Genomic DNA, 19,017 nt, shown 5'->3' with positions numbered 1-19,017 from the left:
GTCAGAACATATGTGTCGTGCGCGCAGCGCTGCTGCTGACCTCGGAGGGCGCCAGATTGCTTGGTGTCAACCAAGCATGACGGCCAATCGGTTCTGTTCCCGGGGAGCACTCTTCGGCCACTGCCGCAAAGTTATTGTGAAGGAAATGTGGGGGAGGTCGCGGCTGCTCTCGGCGGCGGCCTCGCGATCGGTCCGCTGCCCCGGCGTGACTCGTACTACTGCTCCTAGCCCGGGAGCGCTGGTCCCGGGCACTGAGCCAGGACGCGACGCATCGCGGCCTGCTCGGCCTCGGTCACCCACAGGCGGTATTTCGCCTTCACGGCGATCTGGCGCGACACGTAGCCGCACCGGATCTCGCCACTGGGCGGGAGCCAGGTAGCAGCGTCGCCGTCGCCCTTCGCGCCATTGGTGGGACCGTCGGTCGCGACCAGGTTGAGAGGGTCGTTCGCCAGGTTCAGCCGGTCCGCGGCACTGAGTTGCTGTGCGCCCTTCTGCCAAGCATCGGAGAGCGCGACCACGTGGTCGATCTGCACAGCCAGGGAAGAGCCCGGGCCACGCTTGAACGCGATCGTCTTGCCCGTATACGGGTCGTTCAGCACGCCCGACACGACCGTGCAGCGGCCCTCACGGACCGGGTTGACCAGGTCTCTCGCCAGTACATCATCGCGCGTCGAACAGGAATTCCCCGACATCGGCGCGGAGCTCTCGTCACTCCACGCGGGTCCGAACTGGTCCCGGCTGTATCCGGCCTTCGGCGCGCGGCCTTTGACGGGCAGCCGGTCGAGCTCAGCGTCGGCGGCAGCCGCGGTGCCGCGGCTGGCGCTTCCCGCCGGGCCGACGTTCGCCCCGGCGAGGGTGCAGGCGGCGGACAGAGCCGCTGCGGCGGTGGCCAGCACCATCATGGTGGCGCAGCGGGTGAGGCGGACGGTCACGGTGGATCTCCTCCGGCGGTGGGCAAAGTCGTCCATAGAGGTGTCGAAACGGCCCCCCGTGTGACATCGGCGGGCCGACCTTCTTCACGCTCCTCGCCGCGCGGGCTGCGCCTGACTGCCTTGGCGGTGCTACGAGAGCGTGCCCTGGAAGGTCGTGCGGGTCCCGTCCGGGTTCACGGCCTCGACGGTCAGAGGGCCGGGGACGGCTCCGGCAGGCACGGTGAACTTCACGGTCTGGGTGGCGGAGTGACCTGGCGCGATCGGCGCGTCCGGGTAGTCAAGCTCCGGGGTAGCGGTGCCCGCCTGCGTGAGCTGCTGGCCGGTGAAGAAGAGCAGGGCCACCCCCAGGGCCCGCCTGGGCTCCGTGCGGTTGTTGGCCACCGTCAGCTCAAGGGAGGCGTCCCGGCCGTTGGCCTGGGCCGCGCCGACGGTGATCGTGGAGACCCGAATGCCGCTGGCCGCCCAAGTGCCGAGCGGGACCACCGCGCCGCCCGAGGTGCCGGCCGGGGACGGTTCGCCGGCGGCGCCGGACACCGTGCCGGGCAGCTGGCCGTCGAAGAAGACGGCATCGGCCTCGGCGAGCCCCTCCTCCGTCGTCTCGGCGGTGACCGTGGACTGCTGGCCCGAGGCGTCCGGGGGGACGGCAACGCCGACCTCGGCGGTGAAGGCTGCGCCGGGCGCGACCTTCACGCCGTCCTGGCGCTTGGGCAGGCCGGCCAGGCCCTCGCCGGTGAACTGCAGTCCTGCCCGGCCGGCTTGTCCGTACCGCACGGTCAGGGCGGTTTCCGGCAGCACCGCGATCTGGCCGGTTGTGTTCGTCAGGGTTACCTTCGTCCGCAGCGCCAGCCAGCCGGCGGGAACCTGGGCCCCTGCAGACGCTTCGGCCTCCGTGAAGGGCGCCACCGACAGCGACCAGGCCCCATGGGCAGTCGTGGTGGACTCGCCCAGGGCCACGATGCCGGTCTGCGATGCCGCGCTGGTGGGGGGTGCGGGATTCGCGGCGTGCGACGGCTCGCCCTGCGAAGACGTGCTCTGCGTGCACCCGGCGGCGAGTAGTGCTGCGGCCGCTGCTACTGCCGTGCCGATTCGTCGTGCACCGCGCATCGCTCATCCTTCAGGTCCCGGGTGGACTGCTCCGTGACAAGGATGATGCCAAAACTGGCTCTTGTGCTGGACCTGTGGGTCGGGTCATGCGAGTTGGCGTCGGGGCAGGGTGGGGCGGTTGCCGCCGAGGCAGAGCATGACGAGGGCGATGACGGCCTCGGCGGAACGGAAGCCGAAGCCTCGGCGGATGATCAAGCGGGTCTTGGTGTTCGTCGACTCGATCAGGCCGTTGGACAGCTTCTCGATGATCGCGTGGAGGATGGCCTCGTAGTGGCGCTTGATCTTGCGAGCGAGGTCGGTGAAGGCCGGAAGGCGGCACCGGGCGGCCCAGGACAGCCATCGGTCCAGGGCCTTCACCGCGGCCTGGACGCCCTCCTCGGCGGCGATCCGGTAGATCGTGCGCAGGCCCTCCTTCAGCAGGTAGGCGCGGTGCAGGCGGGGGTCGTTGGTCGCGATCCAGGCGAGTTTGACCTGCTGGCGGGGCGTGAGGTCCTCGGGGTTCTTCCACAACGCGTGGCGTGAGTGCTTGAGGCGGCGGGCGAGTTCGGGGTCGGCGGCCTCGCGTCGTGCCCGGTTCCACGCGGAGCGGCGTTCCTCGTCCAGGGCCTCGGTGGCCCAGGCCACGACGTGGAACGGGTCCATGGCGCGTACCGCGTTGGGAGCGCGCTCGGCGACCACGTCGGCGATCCACTCGGCGCCGTCGGCGCTGATGTGGGTGAGCCCGTGCGCGCGGTCGGCGCCCAGCACGTCGAAGAAGGAGCGCAGTACGTCCTTGCCGTGGCCGTCCGCCATCCACACCACCCGTCGGGAGTCGTGGTCGACCACGACGGTCATGTACTTCTGCCCGCGCCGGTAGGAGATCTCGTCGATGCCGACACGCCGCAGGCCGGCGAGCCGGTCGATCCCGGCGTCGGCGTCGGCCTGGTGGCGGGTGATGATCGCGCCGACCGTGCGCCAGGCAGTCCGCATCAGCTGGGCAGTGGCCGCCTTGGAGCATTCGGTGGCCATCCAGGCGACTTGCTGATCGAAGTCGCGGGTGTGCCCGGCGTCGTGGCGGGCCCAGGGGACGGCGGCGACCACCACCCCGTGCCGCCGGCAGGTCACCCGGGGCGCGTCGGCCTCCAGGTAGAGCTTGAGGCCGGCAGCGTCCAGGTGACGCCAGCGCCGACGCCCCGCACCGGCGTCGAACCCCGGACAGCGGCTCCCACAGATCCCGCAACGGCGACGCGCCCGAGACCTCGGCCGGACCGCGACCACGATGACCTGCGCATCTACCTCGAACCGCACGTCCTCCGGCACCGCCTGCTCGCATCCGACCAGCGCGTTCAATACCGTGGTGAACCGCACGCCGTTCTCCCTGCGCAAACCGATCTCGGGCCTCAACACCTCAAGATCTGCACAGGGGACGGCGTGTACTGCGTCAGGCGCTCCTCAGCGACCCACAGATGGAGCACAAGAGCCCCAAAACTCCCGGGGCCGTTCACCGCGCCCGCGTGGGATGACTGCTTTCCGCCGTGTCAGGTCAGATCTGACGGACGGATCGGAACGGGCGGCCGCGGGGTACGTCGGTGCCGGGAGCGAGCGCGTGGACGACGTAGCAGTACACCGTGGCGCCGTTGTGGAAGCGGACGTGGAGGCCGTAGGCGATGGAGGCGCCGCGAGCGCTGTACGGCTCCGTGAGCCGGATGCGGCGGTCACCGGCTGAGGACAGGACGGCCTGGAGGTGGCGCTCGACGGCGGAAAGTGACGTCTTGCCGCGGGCGGGCAGCGCGGCTGCCCGGAGCCGCGGCGGTGCGGTGCCCTGCTGCGGGGCGCGCCCGTCCGGGGCTGACGCGCTGACGATCTGCAGGTAGACGGCCGCACCGGACGGCAGGGACAGACGCAGACCGTAGCGACTCACGGTGTAGCCCGCTTCGGCGAACGTGGTCACCGCACTGACGCCGCCCTCGGAGGTCAGCAGGCTCTTGAGAAGACTCTCGAACTGGCCCGCCTCCCAGGGGCGGTCGTCCCGTTCGGCTGCTCCGCCGTGCGCGCTCCCCTGCGGGCCGGTGCGGTGGACGGAGGCGAGGGGTGAGTTGGTCACGGACTTGGCTCCTTCGACGCCCCGCGCGGCCGGGCGGGCCGCGCGGGGCAGTGGTCGGCTGGGCGGGCTTTCAGTCCTGGCACCGAGCGTTGCGCTCGGGCTCGTAGCGGCGGACGGCTTCGAGCACGCTGATGCCCAGGGCGACGCTGCCGTCGCCGGCCAGCCATTCCGCCACGGTGATGCCCTCGGGGAGTGCTGCGAGGCGGGCGGCGAGGGCCTTGACGCCGATGTACGGGTTCCCTTCGGCGTCGCAGTCGGATTCGTAGGTTCCCGTGCCGGGGACGTGGGCGACATAGTGGCCGGCTGCGGGCGGGTTCGGGTCCTGCCAGAGCGCCAAGGCCGCGCTGGGCGCGTGCTCGATGAGGTGGGCCGCGAGCTCGAACGAGCTGCCGACCGGGGTCTGCTCCACCCAGTAGCGCTGCCCCAGGGCCAGGATCCCGGATTCGGGCTCGTCACCCTCCAGCTGGTCAAGGGTCTGCTCGGCGATGGCTTCGAGGACGCGGGGCGCGTCCTCCTCGCTGGCGGTGTGGACGATGAGCTGCAACGTTGAACTGTCCGACACTGGGGTCTCCTCTGATGGGTCCAGCTGGCGGGCCACGGCTGGCCCGGCGCTCTGGGGCTGATGGCCTGGCGCGGCCAGGCGGGTGGGTGTGACCGGGCGGCGTGGTGCCGCTCGCTCCAGGTCTCTGGGCGGTGGCCCGGGCGGCGTTTCGGTCGTGGAATGCCGCCCCGGCCGGGTTCACGCGGCGTGGCGCGCGTCCGGAGCACTCTCGGGCTGCCGGGCACCTCGCTGCCTCAGGCCCCGGATGCGCAGCGGGTCGCGCCGCTGCTCGTCCACGGGGACCACCGTGGTGATGGGGTCCTCGTTCTCGGCGAGAAGGTCGAGGCGCACCCAGTAGGGCATGACGAAGCGGGTGGTCTCGCCCGTGCGGCCCTTGCCGATACGGAACCGGCGGAAGTGGCCGCACCGCTGGTGGGGCGCCTGCTGGACGCCAGAGGGGATTCCGGCCCCTTCGTGGATGCGTCCCATCGCCCGGCGGGCGGCGTGGAGGGCGGGGCCCATGCGCCAGCCGACCTCGACGAAGAACGGGTCGCGGTCCTTCTGGACCGGTCGGCGCTTGCGTCGGGTGGGCTTCACCACCGGCGGTTCGGCGAGGTCGCGGTTGTCGCAGGACAGGTAGACCAGGATCGACAGTGCGGGCCGCAGCAGCTCCTCGAACAGGGCGTAGACCGGGCGCTCGTCGCTTACCCGCGACCAGTGCGCCTCCGCCCGCGCTGCGGCGAAGTTGACAGCCTGCCTCAGGGTGAACCGCTCGGCGCCGGTGGGGATGTTCATCCTGACGTAGGTCTGGCCGCGCACTTCGTAGCTGTCGTCGTCGAGCAGGTCGATGACGAACATCAGCCCGAGCCCTTCGATCTCGTCATCGGTGTAGGTCTGCTGCTCGGGGTGCTGGTTGAACCCGAAGACGAAGAACCCGCGCACCAGGGCACTGGAGCCGTTGAAGGTGATCGGCCACGGGTCGGGCAGGACAACCAGGGGGTTGATGTGGGGCAGGTGGGAGAACACGTCACCGGGCAGCTTGGTGTACGTGGAGCGGTACAGCTCGGCGGCCATGTGCTCGTTCAGGTCGTAGGTGACCCGGCCACGGCGGGCCCACATGCGGAAGATCCCGACATGGGAGGCGACGTCGACGAGATCGGCGTGATCCGCGACGGACATGGACTGCGGGGCGCGGAGGTTCAAGCTCACGGGTCGTCCGCTGGAGAGCTGGTCGAGCGCGGGGGCGAGCCACACATGGTTCTGGCGCAGCATGTCCTCGCGCTCTTTGAGCTGTTGGACGAACACCTCGTTGATGTCGCGGGTCTTGAGCGCTCGGGAGTGTCGGTTGACCGGCATGGGGTTCAGTGCTCCTGACGTGGCGTGGCGGCTGCGCTGGCAGGATGACCATACATATTAAAAAAGAGTTACGCAACACTGGGAGAGTAGCTGTGCCGCACACCAGGTAACCCAAGTGCACGGCACAGACAGCGATGTGACTACGTGACAGGAATGGGGACCAGGAAGAACTCCTGGCCGTCGTCGGCGACGATGCGGATCGGCTTGTCGGGCAGGGCGTCGAACACGGCGGCCACGACATCGTCAGCGCCGCTCTCGCGGTCCAGCGCAGGTGCGAGCGCCGAACGGACCGCGCTCAGCGTCTCCTCGGACAGGGGCCGCTTGAGCGGGGTGCCCTTCGCGATCCCGGCGCACTCGGCGAGCTGGTCGTCGCTGGCGTCCGCGTCCAGGCCGCCGCGTAGCGCGATCGATGCCACCGTGGTGGCGAGCGCCGAGCGGTTGTGCCAGCGGCAAAGGGTGCCGGCAGTGCCGGCCGGGTGCAGGTGCACCGCGGTGCCGATCGAGGTCTTCAGAGTCTTCCTCCTTGGGAAAGGTGCAGGGAGCAAGGCCGCCGGCGGCCTGGTGGCCAGACCCCCGGCGGCGCAGCACGTCACAGGTAAGCGGCGACCATCTCGGCGAACTCCTCCGGCGTCACGACCGTGACGCCCAGCGAGTCCGCCTTGTCCTTCTTCGACCCCGCCTTCTCGCCGGCCACCACCAGGCCGGTCGACTTCGAGACGCTCGATGAGGCCCGCCCGCCCGCGCGCTCGATCAGCTCGTTGACGTCGTTGCGGGACATGCCCGCCAGGGGACCGCTCATCGTCCCGGTCGCCACCACGGCCTTGCCCGTGAGCGGCGGCGCGGGCGCGGCGGCACTGTCCCCCTCGGCCGTACTCACAGCGGAGACTGGCGTACCCACCTGCGGCTCCGTGAGGTTGACTCCCGCCGCGGCGAGCTTGCCGATCACCGCCTCCAGCTCCGCAAGCTCGGCGAGGACCAAGGCGGCCCGCTCCGGACCGATGCCCTCCACCGCCTGCAACGCCTCGGCATCGGCCTCCTGAATGGCCTTCATGCTCCCGAACGTCCGAGCGATCCGGCGCGACATGCTGCGCCCGGTGCCGCGCACGCCCAGGGCGCAGAAGACGCGGTTGAGGGGCTGCTGCCTGGCTGCCGAGATGCGGGCGAGGATCTTGTCGGCGTTCTTCTCACTGCCGGTCGCGCTGACCAGCTGCTCGCGGCTCAGGGTGAACAGGTCTGCGATGTCGCCGACCGCGTTGGCGGCGATCAGCTGGGTGACCGTGCTCTGGCCGACACCGTCGATGTCGAGCTGGTCGCGGCCGACGGCGTACTGGATGGAGCGGGTGAGGTTGCAGGCCCGGCCCTTGAGGCACCGCCAACGCTCCTGGCTGCTGTCGATACCGCCCCCGCACTCGGGGCACTGGGCCGGGATCGGGACGGGAGTCTCCGAGCCGGTGCGGGCCGAGACGACCGGTCCGACGACCTGTGGGATCACATCCCCCGCGCGCCGCACAACGACCTGGTCCCCGATGCGCAGATCGAGGCGGCCGATTAGGTTCGGATTGTGGAGGGTGGCGAAGGTGACCACGACTCCCGCGACCTCGACCGGCTCCAGCTCGGCCCGCGGGGCCAGGTTGCCGGTACGACCGACCTCCCACGTGACCTTCTTGAGAGTCGTTGTCCGTTCGATGGCCGGCAACTTGTAGGCGATGGCCCAGCGCGGCGCGCGGGACCCGCTACCTGCGGCCTTCTGGTCGAGGGGGTGGTCGGCCTTGATGACGATGCCGTCGATCCCGAGCGGCAGACTGGCGCGCTGTTCGGCGACCTTCTCGATGTAGGCGCCGGCCTCGGTCAGGTCGGAGAACGTCAGGGTGCCCACCGGGGTGTCGTTGACCGTCTGAACACCGAGGCTGGTGAGGGTGGCCATCAGCAGGCTGTGCGTCATCCGGTCGCGGATGTCGTCGCCGCTGGGGCCGGGCTCGGAGGACAGCAGCCCGTAGGCGTAGAAGCTGAGCGGGATCGTGTAGGCGCGACCGGTCGCGCGCAGCGTTCCGGCGGCGGCGTTGCGCGGGTTGGAGAACGCAGGCTCACCGTGAGCGGTCCGGATGCGGTTGGCATCCTCGAATTGCTCACTGGTGAGCACGATCTCGCCCCGGATCTCGACCGTCATGGAGGCCGAGAGCAGGTCAGGAAGACCCGCGATGGTGCCGATGGCGTGGGAGACGTCCTCGCCGGTGGTGCCGTTGCCGCGGGTGACCAGCTGTTCCAGCTTTCCGTTGGTGTAGTACGCGGCGATCGCAAGGCCGTCGATCTTGGGGCCGGCGTGGTAGTTGCGCACAGGGCGCCCGAGTCGCTTGTCCACGCCTGCGCCCCAGCGGCTCAGTTCGTCGAGGTTGAATACGTTGTCCAAGCTGAGCATGGGGGTCGAATGAGTGACGTCGCCGCCAGCGAGGGCCCCTGCGGCGACCTTGTCGGTCGGGGAGTCACTCGACACCCCTTCCGGGTGCGAGGCCTCGTAGGCGGCGATGCCTCGGGTGAGCCGATCGTAGCTCTCGTCGTCCATGGGTGAGGTGCCGTCGCCGTAGTAGGCGGCAGCGGCGGTACGGGCCTGCTCCACAGCCAGGAGGTAGGTGTCGTAGTCGGTCAGGACGGCGGCGGGTGCGTCGGTCATGAGATCCATTTTCTCGTCAGGCACTGACAATCGGGGTGCCAGCGGGTGGGGGCAGAGTGGGACGCCGAAGCCGAGGGACGGCGTCGGCGAGGCCGCGTCCCGGCCCGCCGGGCATGGCGGGCCGGGCATGGCGGGCCGGGACTCGTGGCGGCATGTCAGGCGGGCTGACCTGCCTCGTGCAGCGGACCGTGGAACTGGATCATCTCGGGGATGCTCAGCGCATACTCCGGCTCGTCGGGTCGGGTGTATCGCGGCGCGGGCCCGCCCGGCGCCTTGCATGCCCACGTACCGTCGTGGGTCCAGGGGTCGCCCACGCCGTCGATGTAGACCCGGTCGGTGTGGAAGGTGCTGCCCTCGTACTCGTACCTGGTACGAGGGGCATCACCGATCTTGTGGAAGATACCCCGTCGAGCCAGCTTGGGCAGCGTGATCACCTTGCTGCGACCGGGAGTGAAGAGGATCGGTTCGCCCCTGTCGTTCGTCACCCCGGTCATCTCCCAGGTGCGCCCGCCGTAGTCCTTGTACTTGGTTCCGGCGGTGCAGACGTACACCGCGTCCTCCGTGGAACCGGTGGTGTAGGTCATGGGCGACAGGCGTATGGCGGTGCGGGCGGTCATCGGTGCTCCCTGGTCGGCTGATGGCGAACCGGCGGCGAACACCCGACCGGCTATCCATCACTATACATGCGTAAAAAGACTTACACAATCCACTGCGGGTCGGCCGAACGGGGAAGTGCCGTGGCCCGAGTGCGCTGCGCAGCCAGGTCCGCTACGCCCCGCGCGTGCGGCCGACCCGCAGGGCGTAGCGATGTCCGCCCACCCGGCCTGGCGCACCCACCAGCTCGACGGGGCGGCCGCCGTCCTCGCCTGCTCCCGGCAGCCACCCGAACTACTGGCACAGCTCTCGCCGGGGCGCTGAATGTGGGAGCCCACCAGGTCGGGCGGGCACTGGACCGCTGGCCGATCGCGCCCAACAACCGAGCAGCGCACGGCGCTGGCGAACCTCTTCGGCATCCACCCGGAGTGGCTGGCCATGGACCCCGACCAGCAGCCCGACCTTGACCTGTACCGGTTCCGGCGGTCCTGCCCGTGCGAGAGCAGGGATGACCAGTTCGTCCTGGCTGACTTCGAACGTGCTCCCTACGACTTGGGCAAGTGGGCACTGGGAGTGCAGGGTGGTGCACCGGTTGCGGTCAGCCCCACCTCCACGAGGCGGATGGTCACCTGCTCCCCGTGCTTACGATGGGGTTTCCGGCCAGATTGCCATTCAGAGCGGTCCGCGCAACCGAGCACCGCGTTCGAGCCAACTGTGCCCCCGAGATGGGTCCTTGGCCTCACGAGCTGTGGTATGCCCCGCGGGGACAAGACAGCGCGGTCCCCTTCGCGTGCCTGCTGTCCTTCGCCGTCCGCCGACGCTGCTCGCGGCGGTGCCCGTAGCGTACGCCAGCATGGAAACAATCAAGCGCTGAGCTGTATCCGTCCGGCCCGCACGCATCAGCCTGACCTGTCGTGGTGCCGCCACGTCGATCGATCGGCCCGCAGCACGATCAGGACGACACTGGGCCACCCAGTCCTCGTGGCCAGATCGTCCTTGTCGATCCACAGGAGCGGCCAGCGCCACTTATTCCGCCAGCTCCGCCAGCCACGGATGCCCGGGGTGCACGCGCTCTAGCCACCTGATGAGGACGTCTCGCCTCGCCCGGCCCAGCAATGGCAGCACCCCGTCGAAGTCCGCCTGATCCTTAGCCCGCACCGCCTTCGCTTTAAACAGCAGCACCAACTCCGGTACCAAATACGGAATCCCATCCGCCGTCAGCTCGATGATCGCGTCGTACGGCAGCCGCAGCGCCTCGTCCCGCCGGCAGATCCACGTCCCGCCCTCGTGCGGTTCGCGGAAGACATCGAACAGGAACTGACCGCTTGCCGGATCCCGCAGCCAGGTCTGGTGCGTGGCCGCCAGCGCCTCAGCTCCCGCCGCTGCCCAGACCCGCCCAGAACCTACCGCGTCAAACACGCACTCGGGGAAGCGGTCCCGAATCTCCGGGAACCCCGCTGCGGGCACCGCGATCTCCAGATCGCCATGCGGACGTGACTGCCCTCCGCGGAATAGGTCCAGCGCCCACCCCGCTGCAATGCACCAAGGCGCACCGATCCCACCCAACCGCTCCGCGACCTGTTCCGGCCGCCAGGCGTCCGCCCACCGGGCATCCAGTTCGTCCACGTCGAGCACAGCGCCGCCGGGCGGCGGGGATTCGGTCATCGGCACAACTTACTGCCGCAACCCGACCCGGTGGGGCCTTTTGCCTGGAAGCTAGCGAGCTCTAGGCCCGGCCGTGCAGCATGATGCCGAGCCGGGCGGAGCGATCTCGGCCGGCGGCTTCGCCGGATCCTCGTGGCTTTTTGCCCCAGGATGCCCGTCCCGGACGCGCGGTGGGGCGGGCTTTCATCCGCCTCGGCTCCCGGGCGGTCTAGCTGACACCGGCAGGCGCTCAACTGAGGCGGCCGCCAGCGGGTGCCAGCGTTCGCGCCCGCTCGCCCAGCGCACGGGCGATCTTGTTGCCGGGGTTCTGGGCCACCGAGTGCCGCAGGGTGGCGAAGTGGTCGTCACAGCGCGCGGAACTGACGTGCTGGTAGTCGTCCAGGAAGGTGTTCCAGGTCGCGCAGGCGGCCTCGAGGTGGCCGAAGGCGAACTGGCGTTCCGCGAGAAGGGCGGTGGAGCGGGCTCGCGCACGGCGCTCGGTGGGCGGGCGGTGGCGGTTGGACTCCTGCATCGCGCTGATGGAGCCGCCCAGGTCACGCAGCTCGAACAGCACGTGGCTGGCATGGTAGTGCAGGGCCGCGGGATGGTAACCGGCGACGTACGCCGATCCGGACGTCGCTTTGTCGAGCGCGGACTCCGCCTCGGCGAGTTGGCGCAGGGCTGTGTGGCGCTCGCCGACGGCGGCTGAGGCATGGGCCTGCTGGCCGACGAGGAAGGCCCTCATGCGGGGGCCGGCCGCCGGGGCGGCCTCCGCTGCGGCGTCGGCGTACTGCTGGGCCTTGGGCCCGTGACCGAGCCCGATCGCCTGGACGCTCATGCCGCGCAGGACCGTGCAGTAGGTGAGGTGATCCTCGGCGACTCCGGCGAGGCTCAGGGCCTGGGTGTAGTACTGCTGGGCGAGGCCGTGCTTGTTCTCGTCGACGGCCATCCAGCCGGTCAAGTAGGCCAGGTCGGCGGCGGCCGAGCACATCGCCTTCTTCGTGGCCTCGGAGGCGTCGCACTGAAGGTAGCGGGCGACGGTGCTGCCCAGGAATGCGGCCGCGAGCGGGCGGGCCAGGCGACCGCCGAACTCGTCGTCCATCTGGGAGAGGCGTTCGGACATGGCGGTGACGGTGGCGACCTCGTTCGCCCCGATGCGGGTCCTGGCCTGGTGGGCGCGCTGGGCGCGGCCTATGACGTCCTGCCAGCCGGGGACGGCCAGGGCGACGGAGTAGAGGCCGACGGCGCCGAGCACCGTCCTGCGGGAGGGGTCCATGTCTGCTCTCCAGAGCTCGATGAGGGCGGTCGCAGTGTCCGGCTGGCCGGGCACTGAGGTGGTCGCGCCGAAGCCGGCGGCGGAGCTGGTGATGGTCCGGTCGAGCTTGCGGCTGAGGGCTTCGAGGATCGCCGGCTGGACTCTGGCCCGCGGGGTGGTGCCGGTCAGCCAGTGGCAGACCGAGGTGTCGTCGTACTTGAGCCCCAGGTGCATCTCGGTGCCCACCGCGTTGACCGCGCGGGCGAACTGGCCGTTGTTCCAGCCGGTCTCACGGATGAGGTTCTGGAGAGCTGTGTTGCGGGTGCGGTCGGACATGAGTCGCCTTCCCCCGGAATTCAAGGATTTCAACCGTAGCCCCTGTCCGGCCCGTAGATGCGTGTTGTGACTGGTTGTTGACTCATCGTCAGCCGCCCGGGGCGCGATCGGGAATCGCCGGGCCCCCGCCTGGCTGAGGCACCGGTCGGCTACCCGAGACGAGAGACCCGGAGGGGACGATGGACACCGAAGCGCTCGCGGAACGGCTCCCGGCTCGCGCCACCTGGGAGGAGACCGGAACGGCCCTGCTGCCCGGCGTGCTGACGCCGGACCGCTTCCAGGCCCTGGCCAGCGAGGCGCACGGGCGGCTCGACCTGGTCACCCCGCACGTGCACGACCACACCAGCTCGCACCGCGACGGCTCGTTCGCCTCCCCGGTCCACTGCGGCTTCATCCCGCCCGGCCCCGTGCTGGAGGCCCTGGCCTACGACAAGATCCTGCTGGCCCGGCTGCGCGAGGCGACCGGCATCGCGCGCCTCGTCCCCCGTGGCGGCGCGGTGGTCCTCTACCGGGAGGGCGACTTCCAGGGCATCCACACCGACTCGGTGAAGTCCACGGTCACGGTGGGGATCGCGCTCACCGAGGACCTGCCGGCGATGGGCTGGGCGCCGCACCTGCGCAACGCCCACCCCGACTACCTGGGGGAGGTCGTCGCCGAGCACGGCATCTTCCCCGAAGGGGACGGGTTCACGACGCTCGCGCACCCGTACGGCGACGGCAGCGTGCGGGCGTTCGCCGGCTACCACGTCCCGCACTGGCGCCCGCGCCTGACCCTGCCGATGGGCCTGCTGGTCACCATGTCGTTCATGGACCTGTGATGGCCAGGACGCTGCGCCAGAACTGGCTGGCGGAAGGCCGGGCCCCAGTGCCGGACGACATTGTGGACCCGGGGCTGTGGGAGGAGATCGCGGCCGAGGCCAAGCGGTGCGAGCCGTACGCGGTGGTACGCCACAACCAGCGCCCCGGGCTGCTGGCGATGCGGGATGGCTCGATCACCTCCCCGCAGCGCTGCAAGGTCCACACCGGCGGGGCCGCGCTCAGCGCGCTGGCGATGTCGAAGGCGCTGGCGGAGGTGGCCGGCGAGGCGACCGGCCACCGTCGGATGACGGCGATCCGCTTCGGCCTGAAGTACTACGCGCCCGGCGACTACATGCACGTCCACCGGGACGACGGGAAGTGCGAGATCACCTTCAGCTGCGGCCTCACCCCGGGCCTTGGCGCGATGGGCTGGCTGCCGAACCTGCGCTGGCTGACCACCGAGCAGGTCGCCGGCCGCCTCGCCGACACCCCCTACCCGGAAGGCGAGATGTTCCCGATCCGCCACCGGGTCCTGACCGGATTCGACGGCAGTCGGATCCCCCACTGGCGTACCCCGCTTGACACCGAGTCGCGCGAGGTGCTGATCACCATCTGCTTCACCGACCTCTCGGTGTAGCTGTCCGTCCAGCTCAAGGAGGAACGCACATGCCCGACATCACCACCCCCGGGGTCGTCGTCGACCCGGCGGACTTCGTGGCCGAGCTCCACGCCGAGGGCAACATGCCGCAGAACTCCGGCGGCGACCCGGCCGTGCCCGACTCCGCCTTCCCCGACACCCACACCTACGAGCTGCCCACCGTCTGAGGCGGCCGGCAGCCGGTAGTTGAGTAGCTGATCGCCCGGCCGCCGGGCACCGCCCATGACCTGGGTGTCCGGCGGCCGGGCTTCGCCATCCCGAGGAGGAAGGCAGCATGCGCAAGGCGTTCTTCGACGGCACCCACCGCACTCGCCACCCCGCACAGACCTGGGCCGCGATCCGGCCGCTGCTGGCGACGTACGGGATCACCCGCGTCGCAGACGTGACCGGCCTGGACGACCTCGGCATCCCGGTGACCATGGCGGTGCGGCCGCTCGCCCGGACCCTGTCGGTCGCCCAGGGCAAGGGCGCGAGCCTGGACGCGGCCCGGGTGTCCGGGGCGATGGAGGCGATCGAGGCATGGCACGGCGAACGGACCGTTCCCGCGCCGTCGGTGCGCGCGCCGGCCCGGGAGATGGGGCTGCCCTACCCGGTGACCGCGCTGGAGTCGCACCCCGGCTCGCTGCTGACCTCCCGCACGGTCCTGGACTGGATCACCGCTCGCTCGGCCGTCGACGACACTCCCGTGCCGGTGCCGGCCGCGTGCGTGCGCCTGGGGCGGGAGGTCCACGACCAGTGGCGCCTGCACCTGCCCAGCGCCTCGACCAACGGCCTGGCCTCCGGCAACACCCGCGCCGAGGCCGTCGTGCATGGCCTGTGCGAGGTGATCGAGCGCGACACGATCAGCGATCTCGCCACCCTGGGCCGGCCGTGGCCCGCTCAGCTGATCGCCCCGGCGACCGTCGAGGACCCGCACTGCGCGGAGCTGATCGGACGGGTGCGGGCGGCCCGGGCCTGGCTGGAGCTGTGGCACCTGCCGAACCGGTTCGGCGTCCCGGTCATGGCCTGCTACCTGTGGCGCGAGGACCAGCCCGCGCTGCTGGTCTCCGGCTCCGGCGCCCACCTGGACCCGCACGTCGCCCTCTCCCGGGCGATCACCGAGGCCGCGCAGTCCCGGCTCACCCAGATCACCGGCAGCCGCGAGGACATCCACCCGGCTGCCTACCGCGACACGATCCATCGCGGCCCCGCCCCCGCCCCGGCCGCCGGGGCGGATTGGGCGATGGTCGCCCGCCGGTACGTGGCCGACTTCGCCACCGACGACGGGGAGGCCGGGCACGTGGCCGCGCTCGTCGCCGACACCACCGGCGTCCACCCCCTGGTCGTCGACCTGACCTGGGGACCGCACGCCCGGGAGGAGTTCGCCGTGGTCAAGGTCCTGGCGCCGCACCTGCGCTACGACGCCCGCCACACCATCCCCCGTCCCACCCAGGAGGTCGCCGCGTGAGAGTCCACGTCTTCGCCGGCCCCACCCTGCCGACTGCCCGCGTCCGCGAGCTCGTCCCGGGCGCGGTGTGCCATCCACCGGTCCGGCACGGCGACCTGCTGCGGCTCGACACCGCCCCCGGCGACACCGTGGTGGTCATCGACGGACTGTGGCACCAGAGCGCCCCGGTGCGGCACAAGGAGATCCTGCTGCTGCTGGCCGAGGGCGTGCGCGTGGTCGGCGCCGCGAGCATGGGCGCCCTTCGCGCCGCCGAGCTCGCCCCCTACGGCATGACCGGCATCGGCCAGATCTTCGACCAGCTGCGGGACGGGATCCTGGACGCCGACGACGAGGTGGCCGTCCTGCACACCCCGGACGGCAAGCCGCTGGCCGAGGCGCTGGTGAACCTGCGGACCGCGTTCACCCGCTGTGCCGCGGCCGGTCTGATCAGCACGGACGACGCGCGCAACCTCGAAGACCTCGCCCGGGCCCTGCCCTACACCCGCCGCTCATGGGCGGCCCTGGGCCACGGTGCCCGCGCGGCCGGCGCCACCGAGGCGTTCGAGACGGTCGACGCCTGGCGCCGCACCAACCCGTACGACCTCAAGCGCGAGGACGCCGAACGCGCACTCGCCCTGGTCGCAGCCGGCCTCCCACCGGTGACCGGCGCCGGGCCGTGGGCGCAGGAGCCGTGGCGGACCAGCTTCGTGCGGTACTGGGCCGCGACCTTCCGCCCCGACCAGGACTCCGGCACGGTGCCGTTCCTCGCCGTGCTCCAGCACCAGCAGCTCTACGACCCCCGGTTCGCGGGCCGTTGGCGGGCCCGGGTCCTGGCCGCCGTCGCCTGGCGAAGCGTGGGCGATCCGGCGGATCTGGAGAGCGCCGCGCTGCGGGTCGCCGCCGCCGAGGGAGTGGACACCGCGGGGATGTCGCGGCGGCAGCTGGCGTTCTGGCTCACCCCCGAGGAGATCCGGGACCTGGCCCCCGCCGAGTCACTGCTGAGGATCATGGTCCGCTCGGCCCGCCTGGACGGCGCCTGGACGGCGTGGCCGTCAACCCGCGCCGAGGCCGGGGAGCTGCTCGACGCGGGCTTGGCGACCGCCGAGGTGGTCGCCGCCGCGTTCGCGCTGAACGCGGCCGCCGAAGCCGCCGATGCCCGCCGCAGCACCGCCCACCTGGACCCGGACCGGATCGGCCGTCACCTGGCGGCCCGCTGGCACCTCGCGGCGGACGCCGACCAGGCGGTGCTGGACGCGGCGGCCCGCGACCGGGCGTTCCGGGACTTCGCGGGCGCCATCGAGGTCGCCCGCGCCTTCTACCTCGGGGCCCGGGCCGCCGAGACGAGCTCGCCGCCGGCTGCCGTCGTCTCCTCGTCGGCGGCCAGGGAGAGCCAGCGCACCTGACGGATCACCAGCGGCACGACGGCGGCCGCCGTGATCACCAGGGCGCCGACGGCGAGGGTGGAGCGGACCCCGAAGGCGTGGGAGGCCGGTCCCGCGAGGAGGTACCCGAGGGGCACCGGCAGGATCTGACCGAGCGTCGAGTACGACATCGTGCGGCTGAGGCGGTCCGCGGGGATGCGCTCCTGCACCAAGGAGGCCCACACGGTCATGCTGATCGCCAGCCCCGTGCCGGCCGCCGCGGTCGCAACGATGAGGACCGGCAGCGGGGCGGCCAGCGCCATCGCGGCCAGCGGAAGCGCCATCGACCCGGTGCCCAGGCACACCACCCGCCCGACCCAGCGCGGCTTCCACAGCAGCGCGACGGCGGCGCCGGCCACCAGCCCTGCGGTGAACCCGGACACCACCGCGCCCCACGGCGCCGCACCGCCCAGGAACCGGGCCCCGTAGACCGGGCCGAGCAACTGGTAGCCGGCCAGCCACACCGGCACGACCAGGGCGGACTGGCAGACCATCACCCACAGCCAGCGCCGGGAACGGAAGTCCTCCCAGCCCTCGCGCAAGTCGGCGGTGAAGCGGGCCTTCATCTTCACCCGCCCGGCGCCGAGGTCGATCCTGGCGAAGAGCACCGCGGAGGCGGCGAAGGTGAGCGCGTCCCAACCGATCACCCAGCTCGGCCCGAAGTCCGCGACCAGCACGCCGCCGAGCGCGGGACCGGCGACCTTCACCGTGTTCTGCCCGATCTTGAGCAGCGCGTTAGCCGCGTGCCGCATCTCGGCGGGCACGACCTCCACCACGATGCCGCCTGCCGCCGGGTTGAAGAACGCCGACGCAGCCCCGCAAGCCGCCGACATCGCCACCAGGTGCCACACCCGGGCAGCGCCGGTCCACAGCAGCATGACGACCAGCGCTTCCGCCACGGCGCAGACGATGTTGGACCACACCATGACCCGGGCCCGGGAGAGCCGGTCCGCCACCACGCCGCCCACCAGCAGCAGCAGGATCTGCGGCACCACGCTGGCCGCGAGCACCAGCCCGAGCGCGCTGGCGCCCCCGCCGATGTGCAGCACCGCGAACGCCAGGCCGATCGGGGAGACCGCCGACCCAGTCCACGACAGCAGACGGGCGGTGAAGTGCAGTCGGTACGGTCTGATCGCCAGCGGCGCACCTGCCTCCCGGACGCGGGCCCCCCAGCCGATCCGTGGGACAGAGCCCGCCGCTTTCCGGTCCAGCGGCCACACGTTTCGCAAGATCCAACTCCGCCCAGAGAACACGAAACCCGGCAGCGCGGGGCGCCACCGGGAAGCTCGCACCGACTCTAGAGCAACCAGAAGATCGTCTGTCGCAGACGCACCAGGACCCGTCTCGACACGAGAACTTCCCCACGACCAACAGCCGTTGAGAATCGCCGGCCAGGGTGCCGTCGGGCGGCGAAGGAATCGACCGAGCAGGGCTGATTGGGACCGGGTGCCCACCGTACGCGGCCACGCCACGGGATGGACACCAGCCCGACAACGCGACAACCCCGCCTGCGGGGGCCGGGTGGGCGAACCCGGGCGGCCACGCAGAGGAGCGGTCTGCCCTGGCCTGCGCGGCGAGCACACGATGTTCGGTATGACCACCGCCCTGGAACGTCACGACCGGGACCGGGGCGCGGCCATCGTCGACCGGCACCCCGCCACCCCCACCCCGGACGCGCAGACGGTCCGGATGGACGCCGCTCTGCTCGCGCTCGCTGGCGCCCTGCTCTCGCAGTTCGCGGCCGCGTTGGACGGCGAGCCGATCGGCCTCCGGTGATCGTCCCTACCTGCGGGAGTCAGGTCGCGCGGGTGCAGAGGCAGGGTGTGCAGCGCTTCAGATGCCGGTCACACCCTGAGTCTGGAGCGCTTGTCCGAGGGTGTAGTCGGCAAGGTCCGCGCCGGACTCGATGAGAGTGCTGAGGACGGTGAACCACGAGGTGCCAAGCAGCCTGGAGCTGTGCCGGGGCTGGTCGGGCGGTTCGGGAAGAGTAGGCAGCTTGATCCTTTTGCGGTGCCCCTCCCCCAGGCTCGGCTCGCCGTACTGGACCAGGAATTCGCTGTAAGCCGCCTGCTCCTGCCGCTCGTTCCAGAGCGCCTCCGCCGTCCGGTATGCAGCGCGGGCAGTGTCGCGGATTTGCTCGCGCCGCCGCGCCACTGCCTGGTAGCGCACGTGGCCGGCTTGGGCACGCTGGACGATCTCCG

General features: G+C 71.1%; 19 protein-coding genes. 6 read left to right on the top strand and 13 right to left on the bottom strand.

What is annotated here, in order from left to right; all coding sequences use genetic code 11:
* Positions 1-224: 224 nt before the first annotated feature.
* The 11 genes from OG689_RS41780 to OG689_RS41730 all read right to left on the bottom strand — a co-directional run bounded on the left by OG689_RS41780 (position 225) and on the right by OG689_RS41730 (position 12,513).
* A complete protein-coding gene (locus tag OG689_RS41780; protein ID WP_266328476.1) occupies positions 225-932 on the bottom strand; it encodes an HNH endonuclease family protein in 708 nt (235 codons plus the stop codon).
* Between the two features lie 129 nt (positions 933-1,061).
* Positions 1,062-2,036, bottom strand: a complete 975-nt coding sequence (locus OG689_RS41775; RefSeq protein ID WP_266328474.1) for a hypothetical protein — start codon at positions 2,034-2,036, stop codon at positions 1,062-1,064.
* Positions 2,037-2,120: 84 nt separating this feature from the next.
* Complete coding sequence (locus OG689_RS41770) at positions 2,121-3,383, bottom strand: ISL3 family transposase (RefSeq protein ID WP_266328087.1); 1,263 nt, start codon at positions 3,381-3,383, stop codon at positions 2,121-2,123.
* 175 nt (positions 3,384-3,558) lie between these two features.
* Complete coding sequence (locus OG689_RS41765; protein WP_266328472.1) at positions 3,559-4,119, bottom strand: hypothetical protein; 561 nt, start codon at positions 4,117-4,119, stop codon at positions 3,559-3,561.
* A 70-nt stretch (positions 4,120-4,189) separates the two neighbouring features.
* Positions 4,190-4,681, bottom strand: coding sequence for a hypothetical protein (locus tag OG689_RS41760; protein WP_266328470.1), 492 nt, complete (start codon positions 4,679-4,681; stop codon positions 4,190-4,192).
* 177 nt (positions 4,682-4,858) lie between these two features.
* Positions 4,859-6,016 carry a hypothetical protein gene (locus tag OG689_RS41755; protein ID WP_266328468.1) on the bottom strand — a complete coding sequence of 386 codons (1,158 nt, stop codon included), beginning with the start codon at positions 6,014-6,016 and terminating at the stop codon, positions 4,859-4,861.
* 140 nt (positions 6,017-6,156) lie between these two features.
* Positions 6,157-6,561, bottom strand: coding sequence for a hypothetical protein (locus OG689_RS41750; protein WP_266328467.1), 405 nt, complete (start codon positions 6,559-6,561; stop codon positions 6,157-6,159).
* A gap of 44 nt (positions 6,562-6,605) precedes the next feature.
* The gene (ligA, locus tag OG689_RS41745; protein WP_323189407.1) at positions 6,606-8,684 is read right to left on the bottom strand and encodes an NAD-dependent DNA ligase LigA; all 2,079 of its coding nucleotides are present in this window, start codon (positions 8,682-8,684) and stop codon (positions 6,606-6,608) included.
* A 155-nt stretch (positions 8,685-8,839) separates the two neighbouring features.
* Positions 8,840-9,301: a hypothetical protein gene (locus tag OG689_RS41740; protein ID WP_266328465.1), complete on the bottom strand. Its 462-nt coding sequence runs from the start codon at positions 9,299-9,301 to the stop codon at positions 8,840-8,842.
* A gap of 1,003 nt (positions 9,302-10,304) precedes the next feature.
* A complete protein-coding gene (locus OG689_RS41735) occupies positions 10,305-10,943 on the bottom strand; it encodes a hypothetical protein (protein WP_266328463.1) in 639 nt (212 codons plus the stop codon).
* Positions 10,944-11,172: 229 nt separating this feature from the next.
* Positions 11,173-12,513, bottom strand: coding sequence for a tetratricopeptide repeat protein (locus OG689_RS41730; RefSeq protein ID WP_266328461.1), 1,341 nt, complete (start codon positions 12,511-12,513; stop codon positions 11,173-11,175).
* 179 nt (positions 12,514-12,692) lie between these two features.
* Here OG689_RS41730 and OG689_RS41725 point away from each other — a divergent pair, with 179 nt between their 5' ends.
* From OG689_RS41725 to OG689_RS41705, 5 genes are all read left to right on the top strand, one after another.
* Entirely contained in the window at positions 12,693-13,331 is a 639-nt protein-coding gene (locus tag OG689_RS41725; RefSeq protein ID WP_266328459.1) for a hypothetical protein, read from the top strand.
* The gene (locus OG689_RS41720; protein ID WP_266328457.1) at positions 13,331-13,948 is read left to right on the top strand and encodes a hypothetical protein; all 618 of its coding nucleotides are present in this window, start codon (positions 13,331-13,333) and stop codon (positions 13,946-13,948) included. The genes OG689_RS41725 and OG689_RS41720 overlap by 1 nt, the downstream gene beginning before the upstream one ends.
* A gap of 29 nt (positions 13,949-13,977) precedes the next feature.
* Positions 13,978-14,136: a hypothetical protein gene (locus OG689_RS41715; protein WP_266328455.1), complete on the top strand. Its 159-nt coding sequence runs from the start codon at positions 13,978-13,980 to the stop codon at positions 14,134-14,136.
* 107 nt (positions 14,137-14,243) lie between these two features.
* Positions 14,244-15,416 (top strand): YcaO-like family protein, encoded by a 1,173-nt coding sequence (locus tag OG689_RS41710; protein WP_266328453.1) that lies wholly within the window; start codon positions 14,244-14,246, stop codon positions 15,414-15,416.
* Positions 15,413-16,798, top strand: a complete 1,386-nt coding sequence (locus OG689_RS41705; RefSeq protein WP_266328451.1) for a TfuA-like protein — start codon at positions 15,413-15,415, stop codon at positions 16,796-16,798. Before OG689_RS41710 ends, OG689_RS41705 begins: the two co-directional genes overlap by 4 nt.
* Here the strand turns inward: OG689_RS41705 and OG689_RS41700 are convergent.
* The gene (locus OG689_RS41700; RefSeq protein WP_266328889.1) at positions 16,711-18,036 is read right to left on the bottom strand and encodes an MFS transporter; all 1,326 of its coding nucleotides are present in this window, start codon (positions 18,034-18,036) and stop codon (positions 16,711-16,713) included. The genes OG689_RS41705 and OG689_RS41700 overlap by 88 nt on opposite strands.
* A 373-nt stretch (positions 18,037-18,409) precedes the next feature.
* Between OG689_RS41700 and OG689_RS41695 the strand changes: the two genes are divergently transcribed.
* On the top strand, positions 18,410-18,592 hold the full coding sequence (locus tag OG689_RS41695; protein WP_266328449.1) for a hypothetical protein: 183 nt from the start codon (positions 18,410-18,412) through the stop codon (positions 18,590-18,592).
* Between the two features lie 57 nt (positions 18,593-18,649).
* Here OG689_RS41695 and OG689_RS41690 read toward each other — a convergent pair whose 3' ends face one another.
* Positions 18,650-18,985, bottom strand: a complete 336-nt coding sequence (locus OG689_RS41690; protein ID WP_266328447.1) for a hypothetical protein — start codon at positions 18,983-18,985, stop codon at positions 18,650-18,652.
* Positions 18,986-19,017 lie beyond the last annotated feature (32 nt).

Origin of the sequence: Kitasatospora sp. NBC_00240 (assembly GCF_026342405.1) — a bacterium.
Taxonomy (GTDB): domain Bacteria; phylum Actinomycetota; class Actinomycetes; order Streptomycetales; family Streptomycetaceae; genus Kitasatospora.
This window is presented reverse-complemented; position numbering and strand designations above follow the sequence as displayed.

Bases quoted from the DNA above. Each gene is read 5' to 3' on its own strand.
- OG689_RS41775 (WP_266328474.1), bottom strand. From the start codon at position 2,036: ATGCGCGGTGCACGACGAATCGGCACGGCAGTAGCAGCGGCCGCAGCA.
- OG689_RS41755 (WP_266328468.1), bottom strand. From the start codon at position 6,016: ATGCCGGTCAACCGACACTCCCGAGCGCTCAAGACCCGCGACATCAAC.
- ligA (WP_323189407.1), bottom strand. From the start codon at position 8,684: ATGACCGACGCACCCGCCGCCGTCCTGACCGACTACGACACCTACCTC.
- OG689_RS41740 (WP_266328465.1), bottom strand. From the start codon at position 9,301: ATGACCGCCCGCACCGCCATACGCCTGTCGCCCATGACCTACACCACC.
- OG689_RS41735 (WP_266328463.1), bottom strand. From the start codon at position 10,943: ATGACCGAATCCCCGCCGCCCGGCGGCGCTGTGCTCGACGTGGACGAA.
- OG689_RS41730 (WP_266328461.1), bottom strand. From the start codon at position 12,513: ATGTCCGACCGCACCCGCAACACAGCTCTCCAGAACCTCATCCGTGAG.
- OG689_RS41725 (WP_266328459.1), top strand. From the start codon at position 12,693: ATGGACACCGAAGCGCTCGCGGAACGGCTCCCGGCTCGCGCCACCTGG.
- OG689_RS41720 (WP_266328457.1), top strand. From the start codon at position 13,331: ATGGCCAGGACGCTGCGCCAGAACTGGCTGGCGGAAGGCCGGGCCCCA.
- OG689_RS41715 (WP_266328455.1), top strand. From the start codon at position 13,978: ATGCCCGACATCACCACCCCCGGGGTCGTCGTCGACCCGGCGGACTTC.
- OG689_RS41710 (WP_266328453.1), top strand. From the start codon at position 14,244: ATGCGCAAGGCGTTCTTCGACGGCACCCACCGCACTCGCCACCCCGCA.
- OG689_RS41695 (WP_266328449.1), top strand. From the start codon at position 18,410: ATGACCACCGCCCTGGAACGTCACGACCGGGACCGGGGCGCGGCCATC.